The sequence below is a fragment of the Aquimarina sp. MMG016 genome (assembly GCF_018100805.1).
GTDB lineage: Bacteria > Bacteroidota > Bacteroidia > Flavobacteriales > Flavobacteriaceae > Aquimarina.
Genome location: NZ_JAGJEA010000002.1, coordinates 100,722 through 120,847, shown reverse-complemented (window position 1 = coordinate 120,847; position 20,126 = coordinate 100,722). Strand labels below are relative to the sequence as shown.

18 protein-coding genes are annotated in these 20,126 nt (G+C 34.4%); 10 read left to right on the top strand and 8 right to left on the bottom strand.

The genetic code is table 11. From position 1 onward, the window contains the following. Window positions 1–41 precede the first annotated feature (41 nt). Entirely contained in the window at window positions 42–1,136 is a 1,095-nt protein-coding gene (gene ychF / locus J8M14_RS03560; protein ID WP_211073140.1) for a redox-regulated ATPase YchF, read from the bottom strand. A 209-nt stretch (window positions 1,137–1,345) separates the two neighbouring features. Between ychF and J8M14_RS03555 the strand changes: the two genes are divergently transcribed. The 3 genes from J8M14_RS03555 to J8M14_RS03545 all read left to right on the top strand — a co-directional run bounded on the left by J8M14_RS03555 (window position 1,346) and on the right by J8M14_RS03545 (window position 7,714). Next, window positions 1,346–1,864 (top strand): hypothetical protein, encoded by a 519-nt coding sequence (locus tag J8M14_RS03555; protein ID WP_211073138.1) that lies wholly within the window; start codon window positions 1,346–1,348, stop codon window positions 1,862–1,864. Between the two features lie 182 nt (window positions 1,865–2,046). Then, window positions 2,047–4,902, top strand: coding sequence for a TonB-dependent receptor (locus J8M14_RS03550; RefSeq protein ID WP_211073136.1), 2,856 nt, complete (start codon window positions 2,047–2,049; stop codon window positions 4,900–4,902). A gap of 184 nt (window positions 4,903–5,086) precedes the next feature. Further along, a complete protein-coding gene (locus J8M14_RS03545; RefSeq protein ID WP_211073135.1) occupies window positions 5,087–7,714 on the top strand; it encodes a TonB-dependent receptor in 2,628 nt (875 codons plus the stop codon). Between the two features lie 160 nt (window positions 7,715–7,874). Here the strand turns inward: J8M14_RS03545 and J8M14_RS03540 are convergent, their stop codons facing one another. The 4 genes from J8M14_RS03540 to J8M14_RS03525 form a co-directional block, all read right to left on the bottom strand. Next, window positions 7,875–8,675 carry an alpha/beta hydrolase gene (locus tag J8M14_RS03540; RefSeq protein WP_211073133.1) on the bottom strand — a complete coding sequence of 267 codons (801 nt, stop codon included), beginning with the start codon at window positions 8,673–8,675 and terminating at the stop codon, window positions 7,875–7,877. Further along, window positions 8,662–9,537 (bottom strand): alpha/beta fold hydrolase, encoded by an 876-nt coding sequence (locus tag J8M14_RS03535; protein WP_211073131.1) that lies wholly within the window; start codon window positions 9,535–9,537, stop codon window positions 8,662–8,664. Before J8M14_RS03535 ends, J8M14_RS03540 begins: the two co-directional genes overlap by 14 nt. A gap of 105 nt (window positions 9,538–9,642) precedes the next feature. Further along, complete coding sequence (locus J8M14_RS03530; protein WP_211073129.1) at window positions 9,643–10,281, bottom strand: outer membrane beta-barrel protein; 639 nt, start codon at window positions 10,279–10,281, stop codon at window positions 9,643–9,645. Between the two features lie 115 nt (window positions 10,282–10,396). Then, window positions 10,397–10,747 (bottom strand): 4Fe-4S dicluster domain-containing protein, encoded by a 351-nt coding sequence (locus tag J8M14_RS03525; protein ID WP_211073127.1) that lies wholly within the window; start codon window positions 10,745–10,747, stop codon window positions 10,397–10,399. Window positions 10,748–10,814: 67 nt separating this feature from the next. On the opposite strand from J8M14_RS03525, the gene J8M14_RS03520 reads away from it, so the two are divergent. The 6 genes from J8M14_RS03520 to J8M14_RS03495 all read left to right on the top strand — a co-directional run bounded on the left by J8M14_RS03520 (window position 10,815) and on the right by J8M14_RS03495 (window position 16,010). Next, the gene (locus J8M14_RS03520) at window positions 10,815–11,876 is read left to right on the top strand and encodes an acyl-CoA reductase (RefSeq protein ID WP_211073125.1); all 1,062 of its coding nucleotides are present in this window, start codon (window positions 10,815–10,817) and stop codon (window positions 11,874–11,876) included. Window positions 11,877–12,003: 127 nt separating this feature from the next. Further along, window positions 12,004–13,068: a 3-phosphoserine/phosphohydroxythreonine transaminase gene (gene serC, locus J8M14_RS03515; RefSeq protein WP_211073123.1), complete on the top strand. Its 1,065-nt coding sequence runs from the start codon at window positions 12,004–12,006 to the stop codon at window positions 13,066–13,068. 85 nt (window positions 13,069–13,153) lie between these two features. Continuing rightward, entirely contained in the window at window positions 13,154–14,104 is a 951-nt protein-coding gene (locus tag J8M14_RS03510) for a D-2-hydroxyacid dehydrogenase (RefSeq protein ID WP_211073121.1), read from the top strand. 196 nt (window positions 14,105–14,300) lie between these two features. Then, on the top strand, window positions 14,301–14,939 hold the full coding sequence (locus J8M14_RS03505) for a DUF937 domain-containing protein (RefSeq protein WP_211073119.1): 639 nt from the start codon (window positions 14,301–14,303) through the stop codon (window positions 14,937–14,939). A gap of 83 nt (window positions 14,940–15,022) precedes the next feature. Next, window positions 15,023–15,457, top strand: coding sequence for a DUF6146 family protein (locus J8M14_RS03500; protein WP_211073117.1), 435 nt, complete (start codon window positions 15,023–15,025; stop codon window positions 15,455–15,457). A gap of 31 nt (window positions 15,458–15,488) precedes the next feature. Then, window positions 15,489–16,010, top strand: a complete 522-nt coding sequence (locus J8M14_RS03495) for a DUF6787 family protein (protein ID WP_211073115.1) — start codon at window positions 15,489–15,491, stop codon at window positions 16,008–16,010. Here the strand turns inward: J8M14_RS03495 and J8M14_RS03490 are convergent. Genes J8M14_RS03490 through msrA form a run of 3 tightly spaced genes read right to left on the bottom strand, consistent with a single transcriptional unit; the run spans window position 16,007 to window position 17,530 of the window. Next, window positions 16,007–16,306, bottom strand: coding sequence for a hypothetical protein (locus tag J8M14_RS03490; RefSeq protein WP_211073113.1), 300 nt, complete (start codon window positions 16,304–16,306; stop codon window positions 16,007–16,009). The genes J8M14_RS03495 and J8M14_RS03490 overlap by 4 nt on opposite strands. Window positions 16,307–16,364: 58 nt before the next feature. After that, window positions 16,365–16,961, bottom strand: a complete 597-nt coding sequence (folE, locus tag J8M14_RS03485; protein WP_211073111.1) for a GTP cyclohydrolase I FolE — start codon at window positions 16,959–16,961, stop codon at window positions 16,365–16,367. 11 nt (window positions 16,962–16,972) lie between these two features. Then, entirely contained in the window at window positions 16,973–17,530 is a 558-nt protein-coding gene (gene msrA / locus J8M14_RS03480; RefSeq protein ID WP_211073109.1) for a peptide-methionine (S)-S-oxide reductase MsrA, read from the bottom strand. Window positions 17,531–17,677: 147 nt separating this feature from the next. Here msrA and J8M14_RS03475 point away from each other — a divergent pair, with 147 nt between their 5' ends. After that, window positions 17,678–20,110, top strand: a complete 2,433-nt coding sequence (locus J8M14_RS03475; protein WP_211073107.1) for a DUF5916 domain-containing protein — start codon at window positions 17,678–17,680, stop codon at window positions 20,108–20,110. Window positions 20,111–20,126 lie beyond the last annotated feature (16 nt).

The window sequence follows — 20,126 nt, the reverse complement described above, 5'->3', positions numbered from 1 at the left end:
TTTTCAAGAGGTTTTTTTGTATTTTTTTAGAATAGAAGTAGTTATACGTTAAACAAGAAATGCATTACATCCCCATCATTTACGATATACGCTTTACCTTCTACTCCTAATTTTCCAGCTTCACGAACTTTGGCTTCGCTTCCGTATTGTACAAAATCATCATACTTAATTACTTCTGCACGAATGAATCCCTTTTCAAAATCTGTATGAATTACTCCTGCTGCTTGAGGAGCAGTCGCTCCTATATTTACCGTCCACGCCCTAACTTCCTTAACACCTGCCGTAAAATAAGTTTGTTGATTTAATAGCTTATAAGCTGCTCTTATTAGAACTGAAGCCCCTGGCTCTTCAAGACCTATATCCTGAAGAAACATTTGACGTTCTTCAAAATCATCAAGTTCAGTAATATCTGCTTCCGTTCCCACAGCCAGAACTATTACTTCTGCATTTTCATGAGCTACAGCTTTTTTGACACTATCCACATATTTATTTCCACTTACTGCAGATCCCTCATCAACATTACAAACATATAACACAGGCTTATCCGTTATTAATTGTAACGGCTTTATATAAGCATTACGATCATCTTCTGAAACTTCAATTCCGCGTACGGATACGCCCGCTTCTAATCCTTCTTTAACTAGTGTTAAAGCTGCTTCCTCTTTTTGAGCTTCTTTATTTCCGGTTTTTGCAGTTCGTTTTACTTTCTCCAGCTTCTTATCTACGCTTTCCAGATCTTTAAGTTGTAGTTCTATATCTATAGTTTCTTTATCTCTAATTGGATCAACAGAACCATCAACGTGTACGATATTATCATTATCAAAACAACGCAATACATGAATAATAGCATCAGTTTCACGAATATTTCCTAAAAACTGGTTTCCTAAACCTTCTCCTTTACTCGCTCCTTTTACTAATCCAGCTATATCAACTATTTCCACAGTAGCTGGAATAACACGTTCTGGATTAACTAATTCTTCAAGCTTTTCTAATCTGGAATCAGGTACATTAACTACTCCGATATTAGGTTCTATAGTACAAAATGGGAAATTAGCACTTTGCGCTTTGGCATTTGATAAACAATTAAATAAAGTCGATTTACCCACATTAGGTAATCCTACAATTCCTGCTTTCATAGTAAATAATTATCTTAAAGAAGGAAAAAATCCATCTTGTTTTAAGGTGTGCAAAGATAATAGTATTCATACATAGGAAACAAGGTAAAATTAAATAAGATTGTCATATAATACTACTTCAGAAGTATTAGAAAACAACTTCAAAAAACTCTTATAACTCTCATTTTTTTCTTTTTTTGTAATTTTACCCCAACCAATAAGAATAAAAAATGAAAACTTTTAAGATTCTAACAACTGCATTATTTGTTTCTTTTACACTAACAACTTATGCTCAAAACGAAGAAGCCACAGCCAATAAAAATGAGTCTACAGAGACTGTAACTAAGATTATTAGAATTAAAGGACCTAATGGCGAAGAAAAGGTCATTAAAAAACAAGAAGTCATCACCAAAAAAAACAAAGTAAAACTTAGTGGGGATGAAAACGATACTAATCAAACAGCTATTTATAGTGACGATGAAGTATCTGTACAAAAATCAGATTCTGCGACTTCCAATGTCGAAGGATATACTAAAGTTGCTGATGGAAAAGGTTTTGTAATCACATTTACAGACAAATCCGGAAGTAAAGTTTCTAAAGCAAGACCAGTAAGTAATGGGTATTACATTGTTAACTTCGGTAGTAAAGACAATTGTTTAGGACATTTTGATGACAAGAAAAATTTTGTTTTAGAAATGTATGATGCAAAAACGGACCAAATAACTTCTACTGTATACAAAGCCAATTGATATAAAATATTTTTTCTAACAAAATAAGAGCCGGGATATATTCCCGGCTTTTCTTATATACAACATCTTGAAAAACAGCAGCTTGTTAACATAATTTGTATATTTTATTATAAACATGTGTTAAAAAGCTTTCCTTTTAGATATATTTATGGTCACATATTAATCATCTTAAATAAATTTTAATGAAAAAACTCACACTCATTTTGTTGAGCTTATTCACCAGTTGGTGCTTTGCTCAACAAACCGTAACAGGTACTGTTACAGACTCAGACGGAACTCCATTACCAGGAGTTAACATTATCGAAAAAGGAACAGATAATGGTACTACAACAGATTTTAATGGTAAATATAGTATAGAAGCTAGCCCGGACGGGACTTTAGTGTTTAGTTATGTTGGTTTTGCATCCAAACAAGTGTCTGTGAACTCTCAAGCTACCGTAAATGTAACTCTTTCTAGCGGTGCTGAACTTGAAGAAGTTATTTTAGTAGGTTCCAGGGGATTACCAAGAAGTAATACTGCTTCTTCTCTACCCATTGATGTATTACCCGCAAAAGAGTTGACTTCTACGGGTCAGATTACATTCGATAAGGCTTTGCAATATAGAATTCCTTCGTTTAATACGGTACAAACACCGGTAAATGATGCAACTTCAACATTAGATCCTTACGAAATACGTAATATGGGGCCTAGTAGAACTCTAGTTCTTGTTAATGGTAAGCGTAAAAATTTAAGTGCACTACTATACACGCAAACTTCTCCTGGTAGAGGAGAAACAGGTGCTGATATATCAGCGATTCCAACAGATGCCATTAAAAGAGTTGAAGTGTTGAGAGATGGTGCTTCTGCCCAATATGGATCAGACGCTATTGCAGGGGTAATGAATATTATATTAAAAAACAATCCAGAAGATGGTTCGGTAACACTAAGAACCGGTATTACATCTGAAGGTGATGGTGAAACGTTGGCAGTTAGTCTAAACGACGGAAGTAAATTAGGAGAAAATGGTTTCCTAAACTATACAGTAGATTTTTCGAAAGTAAATCTAGCCAATCGTCCTGGAAATGTAGATGCTGAAGGAGAATTTGCTGATTTTGGAGGAGCTAGAGTTGGAGAAAGACTTGAAGATATTCAAAGTTTTCTAGCCAGACGCCCTGATGCAGGAAATATTAATGGATCTCCAGAAACTACTGCTATGAAATTTTTGGTAAATGGAGGTTCTCCGATAAGTGAAAATTCTGAAATATATTTTAATGCTGCTTATGTTTACAAAAAAGTGAATAGTTTCGCTAACTACCGAACTCCTTACTGGAGAGATATACAAGATTTTCCATATTTAGGTAATTTCTTTCCAGGCAATAATCCATTTACTGTAGGAACTTTTACCGATGCTTATGGAAATACGTTTGATGGTAATGGTTATGATGGTTATGTCCCTACTTTTGATGCTGATTTAAATGACTATAATGGTACTGCAGGCTTTAAAACCAAGAAAAATGGTTGGTTATATGATGGTAGTATTACAGTAGGTGGAAACAGACAAACCTATACGGTTAGAAATTCTCATAACCGAAATGAAGTCTTCGGGTTAAATTATAATCCAGCAACAGATGCTGTTGAGCCTGTTAGACTATATCAGGAGAAAAGTCAGATTAGCTTTGACCCAGGAGGTACTCAGTTCAATCATATCGTAGGAAACCTGGATATCGCAAAAGCTATAACTGATCAAGTAGCTGTTTCTTTTGGAGCTGAATTTAGAAGTGAAAATTTTACCATTATAGAAGGTGAACTATCCTCGTATGATGGAGGTGGTGCAGATTCATTTGCCGGTAATCGACCTGAAAACTCAGGTAAATTCAATCGTTATAACTTTGGTGGATATGTAAATGTCTCCTATGACATTACAGAAGATATTTTCATAGATGGAACTGCTCGAATGGAAGATTATAGTGATTTTGGAGAAGCTTTTGTATGGAAAGTAAGTGGACGATATAAATTCTTAGAAGATAAGCTTAATCTAAGAGCATCTATATCCACAGGGTTCAGAGCACCTACATTACATCAAATTTATACACAAAAAGCTCAGTTTTCTTTTGTTCCTGGTCAAGGTATACAAGTTGGTGGGTTGATAAACAATGTATCCCCTCAAGCTAGACTATTAGAAATCCCACAACTTGATGCAGAAGAATCTACAAACTTTACTGTCGGTTTTGGCGCTAAAATAAACAAGGATATTGATTTTACTATAGATTATTATAATATTCAGGTAGATGACAGAATTGTTTTAAGTACAGAGATAGGACCATCAGCCGCTGGAAATACACCGCTGGATGATGTTTTAAGTGATAATGATTTATCGGATGTAAGCTTTTTTGTAAATGCTATTGATACTAAAACTTCGGGTATTGATGTAGTAGCAAATTACAGAAATATTGAGTTAGGTCCAGGAAAACTAGATATAAGCTTATCTGGAAATTATACCATAGAAAATGAAAGAGATGGTGCCGTTAATAATCCAACATTAGTTGCACAAGCTGGTCAATCTGTTGTTAATGATACTCAAGAAGCATTATTCTTTACCTCTAGACCTGAGTTTAAAGGTATTTTAGGGTTAAACTATGGAATGGGTAAATTTAATTTCTCGCTTAATAACACACTGTTCGGCCCCACTAGATTCAGAAATCAAGGACTACAAGACTTAGAAAGTCTTGTGGGTGGTAATGCTGCCGATAGTGATGGAGGATCAGATCTAGGTGTGGAATTTATGACTAAAGTCGTTACTGATCTTGGTATCAACTATAATGCTACTGACAATATAACAATTGCATTAAATGTAAATAATATTCTCAATGTGTTACCAGAATGGGAGTTTAAAGCACTAACTCCAACTGGAACTGCAGTACTAAATGATCCAGCTGCCGAAAAAACAGCTTTCAATTTAATCACATTTAATGGTAGATATTCTCAGATGTCTTATGATGGTTATCATTTTAGCCAATTAGGAACAATGTTCAATCTATCTTTAAACTACAAGTTCTAATACAACTTTTAGGAATAAGAATTCTAAATCGTTTTGCTCTGAAAAAGAGCAAAACGATTTTATTTTTATTAGAAATCCTAACACCTGTCCAAAAAGAGTTTCATTAATAAAATTGTGAATAACATATTTTCTTACTAGCTTTTAGATCATTTTAACGTTCTAATCAATTAAAAACGCTTCACGCATGAAAAAATTTACATTCATCTTATTTGGCTTATTAACAAGCTTTTGTTTTAGTCAACAAATTGTAACAGGTACTGTAACCGACCCTTCTGGGACTCCTATTCCCTTCGTAAATATTTTAGAAAAAGGTTTAGAAAAAGGAACAGCAACAGATGATCAAGGTAATTATTCTATTGCTGTGGATGCTAATGCAACACTTATTTTTAGCTATATAGGTTTCGAAACTCAGGAAATAGAAGTAGGAACTAGGGAAAAAATTGATGTTATATTGCAAGAAGGTGAGGCTTTGAGCACAATTATAATAGTAGGATCCAGAAGTCCAAAACGAACTGCCACTAATACTCCGGTTGCTATTGACATTATCGATATGGAAGATGTGGTTACCAAAAGTGGTAAAATAGAAATCAATGAACTGCTGCAATACTCAGCTCCTTCTTTTAATGCGAATAAACAATCAGGATCCGATGGTGCTGACCATATTGATCCGGCAACATTAAGAGGTTTAGGACCTGATCAAACCTTAGTACTGATTAATGGAAAAAGAAGACACTCTTCATCATTAATTAATATTTTTGGAACCAGAGGAAGAGGAAATTCAGGAACCGACCTTAATGCAATTCCTGCTACGGCTATAAAAAGAATTGAAGTATTAAGAGATGGTGCAGCAGCACAGTATGGTTCTGATGCGATTGCTGGTGTTATAAATATTGTTCTGAAGGATAGTCAAGATAAAGTTTCAGGTAGTATTAGTTATGGTGCTTATAATGCAAATGCTAAAGGAGACTTCCCTATTGGCACCCCAAATACAGATGGAAATAGACTAGACACTGAAAATGATGGAAATCGAATTGCAGATGATAAAGATTTTGATGGAGGTTCTGTAAAAGTAACTGCTAATTATGGTGTAGGGATTGGAGAACGTGGTTTTGCCAATTTCACAACCGAATATATCAGTAAAAATAAAACACTAAGACCAGGATTTAATTTTAGGAGAGGGTTTGGAGAAGCGGCTATTGATGGTTTTAATTTCTTTGCAAACGCTGCAATACCAGTAAGTGATAAAACAGAAATATATGCCTTTGGAGGACGAAATTATCGGGATACGGATGCCTTTGCATTTACCAGAAATGTAGGTGATGATGACGAAAGAATAATTCCTGCAAAATTTCCAAATGGTTTTACTCCTAGAATTACTTCTAATATTATTGACAATTCAGTTTCTGCAGGCATTAGAACAGAAACAGAAAATGGATGGAAAATTGATATTAATAATACCTGGGGTAAGAATAATTTTCATTACTTCATACAAGGGACTTTAAACGCTTCTTTAGAAGAAGCTTCTCCTACAGATTTTGATGCAGGAGGTCATAGTTTGAGTCAAAACACGACTAGTTTAGATTTCTCTAAGTACTATCCTAATACTGCAAAAGGACTTAATATAGCTATGGGTGCAGAGTATAGAACAGAGAATTTTATCATTTTTGCAGGAGAAGAAGCATCTTATGCTACTTATGATACAAATGGTAGACCGATAATTGATCCAACTACTCAGAGTCAACCAATAGACCCTATAACAGGAGATCCAAGACCTGGAGGATCTCAGGGCTTTCCGGGATACAGTCCTGATAATGAAGTAGATCGATCTCGCTCTAATTTATCATTATATACAGATGCCGAATTAGATATTTCTGATAGTTTTTTAATAGCTGCCGCAGCAAGATTCGAGAATTACAGTGATTTTGGAAGTACGATTAATGGAAAAATAGCCTTTAGAGTAAAAGCTATTGAAGGAATCAATATCAGAGGGTCAGTTAGTACCGGGTTTAGAGCTCCATCTTTAGCACAGATTTATTACAATCTATTATTTACAGATTTTCAAGGAGGAGAAGCTTCAGAAACCTTACTATCCCCTAATAACAGTCCTGTAACCGCTTCTTTTGGAATCGAACAATTAAAAGAGGAAACGGCAGTAAATGGTGCTATAGGTGTAACTGCTAAACTTGGAGATTTTACAATTACAGCTGATGGATATTATATCAATGTAAAAGATAGAATTGTACTTACTGGAACTTTTCCGGCTCCTGATATTCCTGACGTTGCAGAAGCCCAATTCTTTGCTAATGGTGTAGATACAGAAACTTTAGGATTAGACTTAATTCTTTCCTGGAAAAGTAATTTTAGTTTTGGAAATCTATCTGCATTACTTACGGGAAATGTAAACAATATGTATATAACAGATATTAATACTGATCTAAGACCAGATATCTTTTTTGGAGAAAGAGAACAAGCATTTTTATTAGCATCAGCACCAAGGAGTAAATTTGCTCTTAACCTAAATTATAGCAATGAAAAGCTTAATGGCGGTATAGGTGTAACCCGTTTTAGTGATGTTACTTTGGTTGATTTTGGTGACGACGACGATGTTTATAGTGCAAAATTCACAACTGATCTTAATGTAGGTTATAAACTTACAAATAATCTAAAGTTCACTCTTGGAGGAAATAATATTCTTAATGAATATCCAGATATACAAGATGATGAAAATACTGAATCCGGTGGATATTGGGATTCTGTGCAAATGGGCTTCGGCGGAGCTTATTATTATGCAAGGTTAGATTTTAATTTTTAAATAAAATCCCGAAAACTTTATAAAAGAGGGCGTCTCAAAAGTAAAAAAAGAAGCTGTCACCTGGAGTGGAGTTGAAATATACTGAAAACAATACTCATTATTTCTCGACTCCGCTCGAAATGACGGTGTAGATTACTTTTTAGACCTATTTACTATTTGTTTACTTTCCTAAAACAGCATCAATAGTGTTAAGATATTCATCAAATTTGATTAAATCGTTATGACTGCCGCCTTCTACAGTAATCATTTCTTTATTTGGGATTGGAATACTTTTGAATAAACGTTTTCCAGACTTATATGCCACGACTCCATCAATAGTCCCATGATAAATCGTTATCTGACATTTTACCTTTTGTATAAACTCGTCTGATGGAAATTTATAGTTAAGGACATAGTTTATCGGAAAAACAGGAAGCCATCGTTGCACTACATCCGTCATATTGTAATAGGGGGTTTCCAAAATCAAATGCCTGGGAGAGTTCTCTGACGCTACCTTTGTAGCCAATCCCGTTCCTAAGGATCTGCCATACAATACAATTTGGTCTTCAGAATAATGCTTTAATGTATATTCATAAAACAGCTGCGCATCACTGTATAAATTTGATTCTGATATAGTTCCTTTACTCTTACCATAACCTCTATAATCCATAACAATAACATCATACTGCTTATTGGCAAAAAAAGATGTGATCCTCCCCCATCGCTTTAGGTTTCCTTTATTACCATGAAAATAAAGTATTACGTCTTTGGGGTTTTTATTTTTGAAATGAATGGCATTAAGTCTTGCATCATCATCAGTTTCAATAAAAAACTCTTCAAAAGTATGATCAAATTGAAATTTATAATTTGCTGGAAGATCTTCCGGTTGAAAAAGTATTTTTTCCTGAAACATATATAGGAATAAAGCAATCAAACCATATAGTATTATCGCATAAAAAAGTATCTTTTTAAGCTTGTGCATTTACTTTTTTTGAGGAATGCTTTACTCCAATACTGGTATTAGAAAGATTAATCTTCCTCATTTTGGAATTTATAATCTCCCCAAGCATTTTATGATATGATTCGAAATTATTTAAATTCTTATGTCCACCGCCTATCACGGTATACAATCGGGTTAATTTTGGCCTTATCTTAGACAACTTAACACTGGATTTAAAAGGGATTAGCTTATCCTGCGTGCCATGTATAATATGAATTGGGCAATTTACATACTTAAGCCATTTATAAGTTGGAATCGGATAACGCATAATTAAAGATACCGGCATAAAGGGAATAAATTTACCCGCAACTTTACTTAAACTATAGTACGGAGCATCAAGGATTAGCATTTTAGGGTTATTAATAGAAGCCAATTTAGCTGCAAAGCCTGACCCCATTGATCTTCCGTAGAGAATGATATATCTCTCGTCTACCTTTTCTTTCAGTTTATTATAGACAAATTGTAAATCTCGCTTTAATGCTTTAAAAGAACGCCTACCCGTGCTTTTTCCAAAACCTCTATAGTCTAACATAATAACATCATATCGATGTCTAGTGAAATCTACCGCAAATTTCCCCCAACCTTTAATGCTTTTAGAATTTCCCTTTAGATATAATACTACGCCTTTGGGGTTTTCTACTTTAAAATGAAGTCCATTTATTATAGCTCCGTCTCTTGTCTCTAAATTATATTCTTCGACAATTTGATTATCATAATGAAATTGGAAATCTTTATCTAGTTTCTCAGGTTTAAAAATGAAATACTCTTGTAGATAATATAAAGCTACGCTTACGACAATATAGACCGCAAGAACAATAATTGCTATATATCCCCAACCTGGCATAACTGTAAATTCCTTTTTTTTGTAAGTATCTAATTTACAAAAAATAAATTGAAGCCATAAAAAATCCTGCCGAAGCAGGATCTTAACTATATCATTTGTAATATTTTATCGCCTAGCATCATATATTCTGAATCGAACACCTACACGTGCATATACATCAAAAAACTTACTATCTATATCTACCAGGTTATCTGTAAAATCATTCGTAACACCAACTTCGGCCATAATATCAAACATCTCTCCTACCATCTGAGAAAAACCGGCACCATATACACCACTAATTACGAGCTGCTCGAATTGGTCACTGGATTCTAAATCGACATCCCCTGCTTTAAAACTAGCATTATATCTAATGGCAGGTCCAACATTAACAAAAGGCCTAAAACGATCTTTACCTCTATTAAATAAAAATCTGAATTTTGGATTAAATCCGATTTGTAATGCTGATAATTTTTCTCCTTGCGGAATAACTACATTTCCTTCAGCAGCTGGTAAAGCAATTGCTTGATCTAATTCACTATTACGTTGTAAAAGTTCTACGGAAAAAACGATACTGGTTTTAGCACGATAGCCGCTAACATAACCATATCCTGCATTAACATAAAAGCCAATTCCGCTACTAGTGTCTGTGTTTTCGAGATTAATATTAGAGAATGTTCCTCCAGCGGAAACTTCCCATCGATACTGCCCGTATGAAGTGAAGGATAAAATTCCAAAAAAGGCCAAGAATACTATTTTTTTCATAATTTCATGTTTTGATTTGAGGTTGTAAAACGGACTAAAATACTAAAATTTAAAAAACGAGTACAAAAAAACCCGTCAAAAGCGACAGGTTTTTATGTGTTTTGACATAAATTCTTTATTCCTTATGCATAAAAGATTGTTTCTCTAACAAAAACTCTTCAGTTTCTACAACATCTTCATCAGGAACACAACAATCTACAGGACATACAGCTGCACATTGTGGCTCTTCATGGAATCCTTTACATTCTGTACATTTATCCGGAACGATATAATAAATCTCATCGCTTACAGGTTCCTGCGCTTCATCAGCATTTATCGACTTTCCGCCCGGTAATACAACATCTCCTTCCAGATCAGTACCATCTGCATATCTCCAATCGTCTGCACCTTCATATATAGCTGTGTTTGGACATTCAGGTTCACAAGCACCACAGTTGATACATTCATCAGTTATTATAATTGCCATAGCTCTTTTTTATTCTAAATTTGCAATCACAAAAATAACTCGTAAACTAGTGATAAACAAATAAGAAATGGTATTAAATGAAAGGATTACAGCTTTTTCTGAATTAGGAAAGTTCTTGAAACAATTCAAATCTTCTGGTTATGAGAAAGTTAACAGCATTCTTCATAATGATGATTTTTTTGATGAAATGATCCTTAAAATTCAGACTGCAGAGCACCATAATGGCTGGTTTACAAAAGAGAATGTTATTTTCTCATTAGAACAATGGGGTAATACACTTACAACAGATAATTTGACTAAGTGGTTGTCAACATATAAGTTAAAAGAAATTATACCTAAAACTATTGGTATTATAATGGCTGGCAATATTCCATTAGTTGGTTTTCATGATTTCCTTTCGGTATTGATCTCCGGTCATAATGTATTAGTAAAACAATCATCAAACGACAATCAACTTCTGCCCTATTTAGCTTCTTATCTCATTGCTGTTGAGCCTCGTTTTCAAGATTGTATAACTTTTACTACAGAAAGATTTACCAATTTTGACGCTATCATTGCAACAGGAAGCAATAATACCGCAAGATATTTTGAGCATTATTTTGGCAAAGTTCCTAATATCATACGCAAAAACAGAAATTCTGTTGCGATTTTGACTGGTAATGAAACAAAAGATCAACTTAAGGCACTTGGAGAAGATATTTTCAGATATTATGGACTGGGTTGTAGAAGTGTTTCTAAACTAATGGTTCCTGAAGGCTATGATTTTGATACTTTTTTTAAAGCAGTCTACTCCTATGGAGATATCATCAATAGCGCAAAATATGCTAACAACTATGATTATAATAAAGCCGTCTACCTGATGAGTAATTATAAGCTATTAGAAAATGGTTTTTTAATGCTAAAAGAAGATGAAAGCTATGCTTCTCCAATTGCCTCTTTATTTTACGAAACCTATTCTTCTACAGATACATTAGCACAAAAACTAATAGCTGATAAGGATAAGATTCAATGTATAGTTAGCGATCGTTTTATGGAAAACTCCATTGATTTTGGCCGGACACAATACCCTCAACTTTCAGATTATGCAGATGGTATCGATATTATTGAATTTTTGACAAAAATTAATTAAATATTTTATCATTTTGATAATACTTTTGTATTAGATTATTAGCACCTTTGTGGTGTTTTTCCTAACCGGGATTTTAGGTTAAAAAAACATAGTAAACTGGAATATTCAATAATAATAAAAATTACCGATGAAGAAGCACAATTTTAGCGCTGGACCTTGCATTTTGCCGCAAGAAGTATTTAAAGAAGCATCACAAGCTGTATTAAACTATAATGACTCCGGTCTTTCTATTATTGAAATTTCGCATCGTAGTAAAGATTTTGTTGATATTATGGAAGAAGCTCGCAGCCTTGCATTAGAGCTATTAGGACTAGAGGGTAAAGGATACAAAGCCTTATTTCTTCAGGGTGGTGCAAGTACTCAATTCCTTATGGCAGCTTATAATTTAATGGAATCAAAAGCCGGTTATGTTAATACGGGTAGCTGGAGCGCTAAAGCCATTAAAGAAGCTAAGCTTTTTGGAGAAGTTGTAGAAGTAGCTTCTTCTAAGGATGCTAATTATAATTATATCCCTAAAGGTTATGAGGTTCCTGATGATTTGGATTACCTACATTTAACTAGTAACAATACAATTTTTGGTACGCAAATTAAAGAACTACCTACTACAAACATTCCTCTTGTTTGTGATATGAGTAGTGATATATTTTCTCGTCAATTAGACTTTTCTAAATTTGATTTGATTTACGCCGGGGCACAGAAAAATATGGGGCCTTCCGGAACTACATTAGTTGTGATCAAAGAAGATATTCTTGGAAAAGTTACTAGACAGATTCCATCTATGTTGGATTATGAAGTACATATTAGTAAAGCTAGTATGTTTAATACTCCACCTGTTTTTGCAGTATATACTTCAATGCTAACACTAAGATGGCTTAAAAAACTTGGTGGTATAGCAGCCATTGAAGAATTAAATGAAAAGAAAGCGAAGCTTATCTATTCAGAAATTGACCTAAATCCATTATTCAAAGGGTTTGCAGCAAAAGAAGATCGTTCTCACATGAATGCTACATTTACATTGGCTAATGGAGATCTTAAAGAAACTTTTGACGCAATGTGGAAAGAAGCTGGAATAAATGGAGTTAATGGACATAGAAGTGTTGGAGGATATAGAGCCAGTATGTATAATGCCATGACCATAGAAAGTGTAGCAGCGCTTGTAGATGTTATGGGAGATTTAGAAAGAAAAGCATAAGTGAAAATAGTTATCTATTTCTTAAAAAGAAACCAATTAAAAAATTAGATTCCCGCCTTCGCGGGAATGACATAAAAAATAATCAATGAAAGTATTAGCAAACGACGGAGTATCTCAAAGCGGAATTGACGCTTTAGAAAAAGAAGGATTCGAAGTTTTAACCACCACAGTAGCCCAAGATCAATTAGTAAATTATATCAATGAGAATGAAATTTCAGTTTTATTGGTTCGTAGCGCTACTAAAGTAAGAACAGATATTATCGATAATTGTCCTTCTCTTAAAGTTATTGGCCGTGGTGGTGTAGGTATGGATAATATAGATGTTGCATATGCCCGCGAAAAAGGATTACATGTAATCAATACTCCCGCTGCATCCTCAGGATCTGTAGCAGAGTTGGTTTTTGCTCACTTATATGGTAGTGTAAGATTTTTACACGATGCTAACAGAAATATGCCTTTAGAAGGTGATAGTAAATTCAAGAACCTTAAAAAAGCATATGCTGGAGGTACAGAACTACGAGGAAAAACTCTTGGAGTTATTGGTATTGGTAGAATTGGTCAGGCGACTGCAAAAATTGCTATTGGTGCAGGAATGAATGTGATTGCTTATGATCCATTTATCGAAGAAGTTGATATCCCATTAGAGTTTTTTGACGGACAGTCTTTAAATTTTAAAATAAAAACTATTTCTAAAGAAGAAGTGCTTAAAAATGCAGATTTCTTTACGCTACACGTCCCTGCCCAAAAGGAATATGTAATTGGTAAAGCTGAAATTGAGCAAATGAAAGATGGTGCCGGTATTGTTAATGCAGCACGTGGTGGTGTAGTGGACGAAGTAGCACTAGTAGAAGCTTTAGAGAATGACAAACTAGGTTTTGCTGGTTTGGATGTTTTTGAAAACGAACCAAGTCCGGCCATTAAAGTATTAATGAACAATAAAGTTTCATTAACACCTCATATTGGAGCAGCAACCGGTGAGGCTCAAGATCGTATTGGACAAGAACTAGCTGATCAAATTATCAGTATTTTAAAATAGATTTACAGTTATAAATATGTAATTACCGCTTCAGATTGAAGCGGTTTTTTTATGGGGAAAAATCACTTATACTTGTATTTCATCCAAAAAAACAACACTTCGTCTATTTTTAGTAGAAATAAAACTAGTTCATACCTATCATCTTAGATAGAAAAACTGTAAATTTAGATTCCTTTAACTAAAAACATTAAAAATCATGTCTGGAATTTTAGATCTTTTAAATAGCCCTATGGGGAAACAAATCATTAGTGGAGTAAGCCAACAAACTGGTCAATCTACTGATAAAACCGGAAATTTACTGAGTATGGCTATGCCAGTATTAATGGGCGCAATGCAACGCAATGCTTCTACTCCTGAAGGAGCTGAAGGGTTACTAGGTGCCATATCAGGAAAACATTCAGGAGGTGGAATTCTGGATAACCTAGGAGGTTTATTTGAAGGCGGTGTAGAAGAAAGTGTAACTAATGATGGAGCTGGGATTTTAGGTCACATTCTAGGAGGTAAACAACCTGCTGTAGAAAGTGCATTAAGTCAAAAATCAGGTATTGATGCTGGTTCTGTAGGTCAAATATTAAAAGTTGCAGCTCCTATACTTATGGGTGCTCTAGGAAAACAAGCCTCTCAAAATAATGTAAGCGATGCTAGCGGATTAACAAATTTACTCGGTAGCATGTCAGGAGGAGGACAAGGTTCTAAGCAACAATCTCTAATAGAATCTTTCTTAGATGCTGATGGTGACGGAAGTGTTCTGGATGATGTAGCAGGAATGTTATTAAGTAGTGGAAGCAAGAAAAGCGGACTTGGAGGATTACTAGGAGGGTTATTCGGAAAATAAATAGCACATACTTGACTTAAATATTGTTAAAGCCGAAGGTTATTCTTCGGCTTTTTTGTACTTTGAATTCATATAGTTGGAATATGAAATACATTATTTACACATTACTATTGGGTTTTTTGGCTTATAGTTGTGGTACTACAAAAGATAAAAACACATACATTTCATATGCAGATCAAGCAAATGATACCATCAGAATTGCTAATGATAGTTTAGAATATGAGATTATTATTATCGAACCCGGTTTTAATGCCTGGTTGGTTACTCAGCAACCAAGAGGGTTTTATGGCGAGAATTTTTTAGAAATGAGAAATAGGCAATATGTGGTGGAATATAATCTACGAGTAGCGCAGCCGCAGCGATTTGACCCTAACCTTTACATGCAGCAGATTAATTATGAACCATTTATTCATTATGGGTATGAGGTAAACTACCTCCTTTATAACTACTTTTTGTTTTTTGAACAACGATATAATCAGCGATTTGTATTTTCTAGGCGTGGTAGAGGTAGGTTTTGATTCTCAAACTTTTTAGTTGTATTTTTGCAGCATGCAGAAATTTAAAGATCGTTGGGAGATACAATCAAACTGGCAGCTAGTATTTCCTTTTTTAGGTGTAATTAGTCTACTTTTTTCAGGGTATCTTATCAGTAAAAATGTTTTAAAATCTGTTGGTGTAGAAAATACAGATATAGCATATATTGGTCTAATCTCATCCATTACTATATTCTTAACTATTTTCTTTCTTTTTATTACACTAAAACTTTTTAAAGCTTTAGCTACAAAATGGAAGGTAAGCTATCGTTGGGAACTCATTGCAATTTTTATTGCCTTCGCAGTAACGGGGTCCACAGCTGCTAGAATTTCTGATCCAATAATTTCCTTTCTGGGCTTTCACAAAGAAACCACTAATGGTTTCCTGTATTGGCCAGTTAGAGTACTACTTATATTTCCGGTATATCAGGTACTACTCATCATATTCGGATGGCTATTTGGTCAATTCAAATTTTTCTGGGAATTTGAGAAAAAAATGCTGAGAAGAATGGGATTTGCTCGTTTTCTTAAAGATTAAGAAGGATCAATATCTATGATCTCTTTTACTTCTTTCTTTTTTAGCACATAAGTATACACCCACATTATTGTAAACGTTGGAATAATATCCAAACCAGGTAAAGCTTCTTCTATAAAAGTAATAGCTCCGGCAGCTTTTCCTATGTTCCCCTTATACATTCTAGTCATTAACCATCCAGAAAGAGGTGCCCATAAAATATCTGCAAACTCCCCTATTCCCGGGATGATATAACTCGCCATTCCCAGTCCATCAAAAAGTAAACTTAATCCTAATTTTTTATATTTATTATCTGTCATTAAATAATTTGTTATAATTCAATATACGACAAATAAAGCAAAGAGTATTCCAAAAAAATTATCCTAGATCAGCAGTAATCAATCTTAGAAACTCTGTACGGGTCTCTATTTTTTCGAATTGCCCTCTAAACCCTGATGTTGTAGTCACAGAATTCTGTTTCTGTACTCCTCGCATCATCATACACATATGAGAAGCCTCTATTACCACCGCTACTCCTTTAGGCTTTAAGGTATTATTAATGCATTCTAAAATATCATGAGTAAGTCGCTCTTGAACTTGTAAGCGTCTTGCAAACACATCTACTACTCTAGGTAATTTACTTAGACCTACTATATGTCCATTAGGAATATAAGCTATATGGGCTTTTCCGAAAAATGGTAACATATGATGCTCGCACAAAGAATATAATTCTATATCCTTAACAATTACCATATCATCATAGTCCTCTGCAAACATAGCACTCCTCAATATCTCTGCTGGGTCTTGATGGTATCCCTGGGTAAGAAATTGCATAGCCTTTGCTGCTCTCTCGGGTGTTTTTTGTATTCCTTCTCTATTTACATCTTCGCCAAGGTCTTCGATAATAGATTCAAATTTCTCCTTAACTCCTTCTGTTACTTCTATGTTATACTCTTCAAAATTCTTATATGGCATTTTTTAACCTATTAGTTCTGCAATTCTTTTTTTAATTTGTCGCTAAAGGTACTGTGTAATTTTTTAAGTTTTGGATTTATTACAAATTGACAATATCCCTGACTACTATTCTGGTTATAATAATCCTGATGATAATCTTCTGCATTATAAAAAGCTCCAAGTTCAGTCACTTCAGTTACAATAGGATCTTCAAAAACGCCTTGTTCATTTAGGTCCGTAATTACCTGCTCAGTTATATTCTTTTGCTCTTCATCTGTATAGAAAACCGCACTACGGTATTGAGTACCCCTATCTGCTCCCTGCCTATTTAGTGTAGTAGGATCATGAGTCACAAAAAACACATCCAACAGCTCTCTAAAAGTAATTAAAGAAGCATCGAATTCTATCATAATAGCTTCGGCGTGACCTGTTCTACCTGTTGTTATTTCGCGATAAGCAGGATTCTTAATATCACCTCCGGTATAACCAGAAATAACTTTTATGACTCCTTCTAATCTTTGAAAAACAGCTTCTGTACACCAAAAACACCCTCCTGCAAAAACTGCAGTCTGCATTTTATTATTTTCCATAATACTGTTAAAAATTAAATTATGTTTAACGAAAATACACATAACCTAAACGCTAATTTATTTTTTAACTTTTCGTTAGTATCACATTTCAATCTAAAAGTTAGTTTTGTAGCCTATTCCAAAAAGTAAGTTTTTTTTTACATTTTTATGAACATTCAATTACGCTTTGTATTAAGTGTGCTATTCTTAGTTATGTCTATCATTTCTGTGGCACAAGAAAAAAAGGAAATTATAGCAGAACGAATCAGCAATCCTCCAAAAATTGATGGCGTATTAGATGATGAAATATGGAAAAACATTCCTTCCTATGGCAATTTTAGGATGTGGCAACCTGGAAACGAAGGGGAGATCTCAGAAAACATACGAACAGAGGTAAAAATGGCTTATGACAATAAAGCAGTCTATTTTGCTGCCTATTTGTATGATGACCAACCAGACAAGATACTGCGACAATTCAGTCAGCGAGATAATATATTTGTACAAGCGGACTTTTTTAATATCTCGATAAACACCTATAATGACGGGATTAACGAAACTCGTTTTTTTATAACCAGTGCGGGTACCATAGGAGATGCCAGAGCAGATCAGTTTAATGAAGATTTTAGTTATAATGTAGTTTTTGACGCTAAAATATCTTTTGACGACAAAGGGTGGTATGCAGAATTCAAAATCCCATATAATGCACTTCGTTTCCATGAAGTTGATGTACAAGACTGGAGTATAAATTTTTATAGAAGATTCCAAACCCGAAACCAAACACATACCTGGAACTTTATTGATAGAGAAGTAGGACAAAGAACTCAATACAATGGTATCGTAAAAGGTGTAGAGAACATTGATCCTCCGGTAAGACTTACTTTTTTTCCTTTTGTTCAAGGTTTAGCCTCTAGTTTTGATGGAGAAACTGAAACAGATTTTAGCGCCGGAATGGATGTTAAATATGGGTTAAGTGATAGTTTTACATTAGATGCTACCTTAATTCCTGATTTTGGGCAAGCTGCTTTTGACGAAGTACGTCTTAATCTGGGTCCTTTTGAACAAACATTTGGAGAAAACAGACAGTTCTTTACAGAAGGTACAGAACTATTTAATAAAGGCGGTATTTTCTTCTCACGTAGAGTTGGTAATGGACCCACAAGATCTATTTCTGATGACGACCTAAACCAAAATGAAATTGCGGAGGAAGCTCCTACCAAGGTAAATCTACTAAATGCTTTAAAAATTTCAGGAAGAACCAAAGGTAATCTGGGGATTGGTTTTTTTAATGCAATCACAGAAAAAACAGAGGTACGAATCACAGATACAATTACCGGGGCTTCTCGCAAAGAAGTTGTAGAACCATTGGCAAATTATAATATTTTTGTATTAGATCAACAATTCAACAACAACTCTTCTTTATCGTTGATCAATACTAATGTTACTCGTAGCGGAAGTGATTTTAGAGATGCTAACGTGACCGGATTGGTATGGAATTTAGCCAACAAAGCAAACTCATATCGACTTACCGGGAGATCTATTGTAAGCCAGGTGAATTTACCGGGAGATAATATAGGAGGATTTGCTTCTGAAATTGATTTTGATCGTATTAAAGGTAACATCAGATATGGTTTTGGTCACGATTTAGCAAATACCACCTACGATATCAATGACTTGGGTGTAAACTTCAGAAATAACTTTAATAGTTTTAGGGTCAATGTCTCCTATCAAATTTTTAAACCTACCAAAGTATTCAATGAATATAGAATCAACCTATTCACCAGACATCGTAGATTATATAAACCAAGTGTACAAACATCTAACTCTGTCGGTGTAGATTGGTTTTTTGTGACTAGAGAGCGATTTGGATTTGGAGGATTTACTATCTATGACTCTGATACCGATGATTATTTTGAGCCAAGAGTCGATGGTAGATTTGTTACCTATAGCGAAAACCTTGGGGTTAATTTATGGGTTTCTTCTGATTATCGTAAGAAATTTGCTTATGATGCCAGAGTTTTTCATCGTAACTGGTATGAAGATGGCCAGGAAACCTATAGCATGAACCTCTCACCGAGATATAGATTCTCTGATAAACTTCTTTTGATATGGAATACAGACTATTCTATCCGTAAAAATAACTTTGGCTATATAGATAATAACGATACTGATGTTTTTTTAGGGCAACGAGATATTGCTACCATCGAAAACTCGCTAAGCGCTAGTTATAATTTTGATCCTTATAAAGCTATAAACCTACGTTTTAGAAATTTCTGGAGTACTGCTGATTATTCTGAAAATATATTTTTTGTACTTAATGAAGATGGATCCAGAACCCGAACGGATTATGACACCTCAGAAAATGATCCTAATACTAATTTTAATATCTGGAACCTGGATCTTAGCTTTAGTTGGAGATTTGCGCCGGGTAGTGAAGCTACGCTGCTCTATCGTAATAAGATCTTTAATCAGGATGAGTTTTCGACCATTAATTATACCGAAAGTCTGGATAACCTTTTTGATCAACCCATACAACATAATGTATCGCTTAGAGTAGTATATTTTCTGGATATTAACAACTTAAAACCTTCTTCTAAAGGATAATCTTGGGGATTCTGTA

Excerpts from the sequence above, each read along its gene's own strand:
- J8M14_RS03550 (WP_211073136.1), top strand. The coding sequence starts at position 2,047 with ATGAAAAAACTCACACTCATTTTGTTGAGCTTATTCACCAGTTGGTGC.
- J8M14_RS03535 (WP_211073131.1), bottom strand. The coding sequence starts at position 9,537 with ATGCCAGGTTGGGGATATATAGCAATTATTGTTCTTGCGGTCTATATT.
- J8M14_RS03525 (WP_211073127.1), bottom strand. The coding sequence starts at position 10,747 with ATGGCAATTATAATAACTGATGAATGTATCAACTGTGGTGCTTGTGAA.
- msrA (WP_211073109.1), bottom strand. The coding sequence starts at position 17,530 with ATGGAAAATAATAAAATGCAGACTGCAGTTTTTGCAGGAGGGTGTTTT.
- J8M14_RS03495 (WP_211073115.1), top strand. The coding sequence starts at position 15,489 with ATGCAGAAATTTAAAGATCGTTGGGAGATACAATCAAACTGGCAGCTA.
- J8M14_RS03510 (WP_211073121.1), top strand. The coding sequence starts at position 13,154 with ATGAAAGTATTAGCAAACGACGGAGTATCTCAAAGCGGAATTGACGCT.
- serC (WP_211073123.1), top strand. The coding sequence starts at position 12,004 with ATGAAGAAGCACAATTTTAGCGCTGGACCTTGCATTTTGCCGCAAGAA.
- ychF (WP_211073140.1), bottom strand. The coding sequence starts at position 1,136 with ATGAAAGCAGGAATTGTAGGATTACCTAATGTGGGTAAATCGACTTTA.
- J8M14_RS03540 (WP_211073133.1), bottom strand. The coding sequence starts at position 8,675 with ATGCACAAGCTTAAAAAGATACTTTTTTATGCGATAATACTATATGGT.
- J8M14_RS03505 (WP_211073119.1), top strand. The coding sequence starts at position 14,301 with ATGTCTGGAATTTTAGATCTTTTAAATAGCCCTATGGGGAAACAAATC.
- J8M14_RS03475 (WP_211073107.1), top strand. The coding sequence starts at position 17,678 with ATGAACATTCAATTACGCTTTGTATTAAGTGTGCTATTCTTAGTTATG.
- J8M14_RS03490 (WP_211073113.1), bottom strand. The coding sequence starts at position 16,306 with ATGACAGATAATAAATATAAAAAATTAGGATTAAGTTTACTTTTTGAT.
- J8M14_RS03500 (WP_211073117.1), top strand. The coding sequence starts at position 15,023 with ATGAAATACATTATTTACACATTACTATTGGGTTTTTTGGCTTATAGT.
- J8M14_RS03530 (WP_211073129.1), bottom strand. The coding sequence starts at position 10,281 with ATGAAAAAAATAGTATTCTTGGCCTTTTTTGGAATTTTATCCTTCACT.
- J8M14_RS03555 (WP_211073138.1), top strand. The coding sequence starts at position 1,346 with ATGAAAACTTTTAAGATTCTAACAACTGCATTATTTGTTTCTTTTACA.
- folE (WP_211073111.1), bottom strand. The coding sequence starts at position 16,961 with ATGCCATATAAGAATTTTGAAGAGTATAACATAGAAGTAACAGAAGGA.
- J8M14_RS03520 (WP_211073125.1), top strand. The coding sequence starts at position 10,815 with ATGGTATTAAATGAAAGGATTACAGCTTTTTCTGAATTAGGAAAGTTC.
- J8M14_RS03545 (WP_211073135.1), top strand. The coding sequence starts at position 5,087 with ATGAAAAAATTTACATTCATCTTATTTGGCTTATTAACAAGCTTTTGT.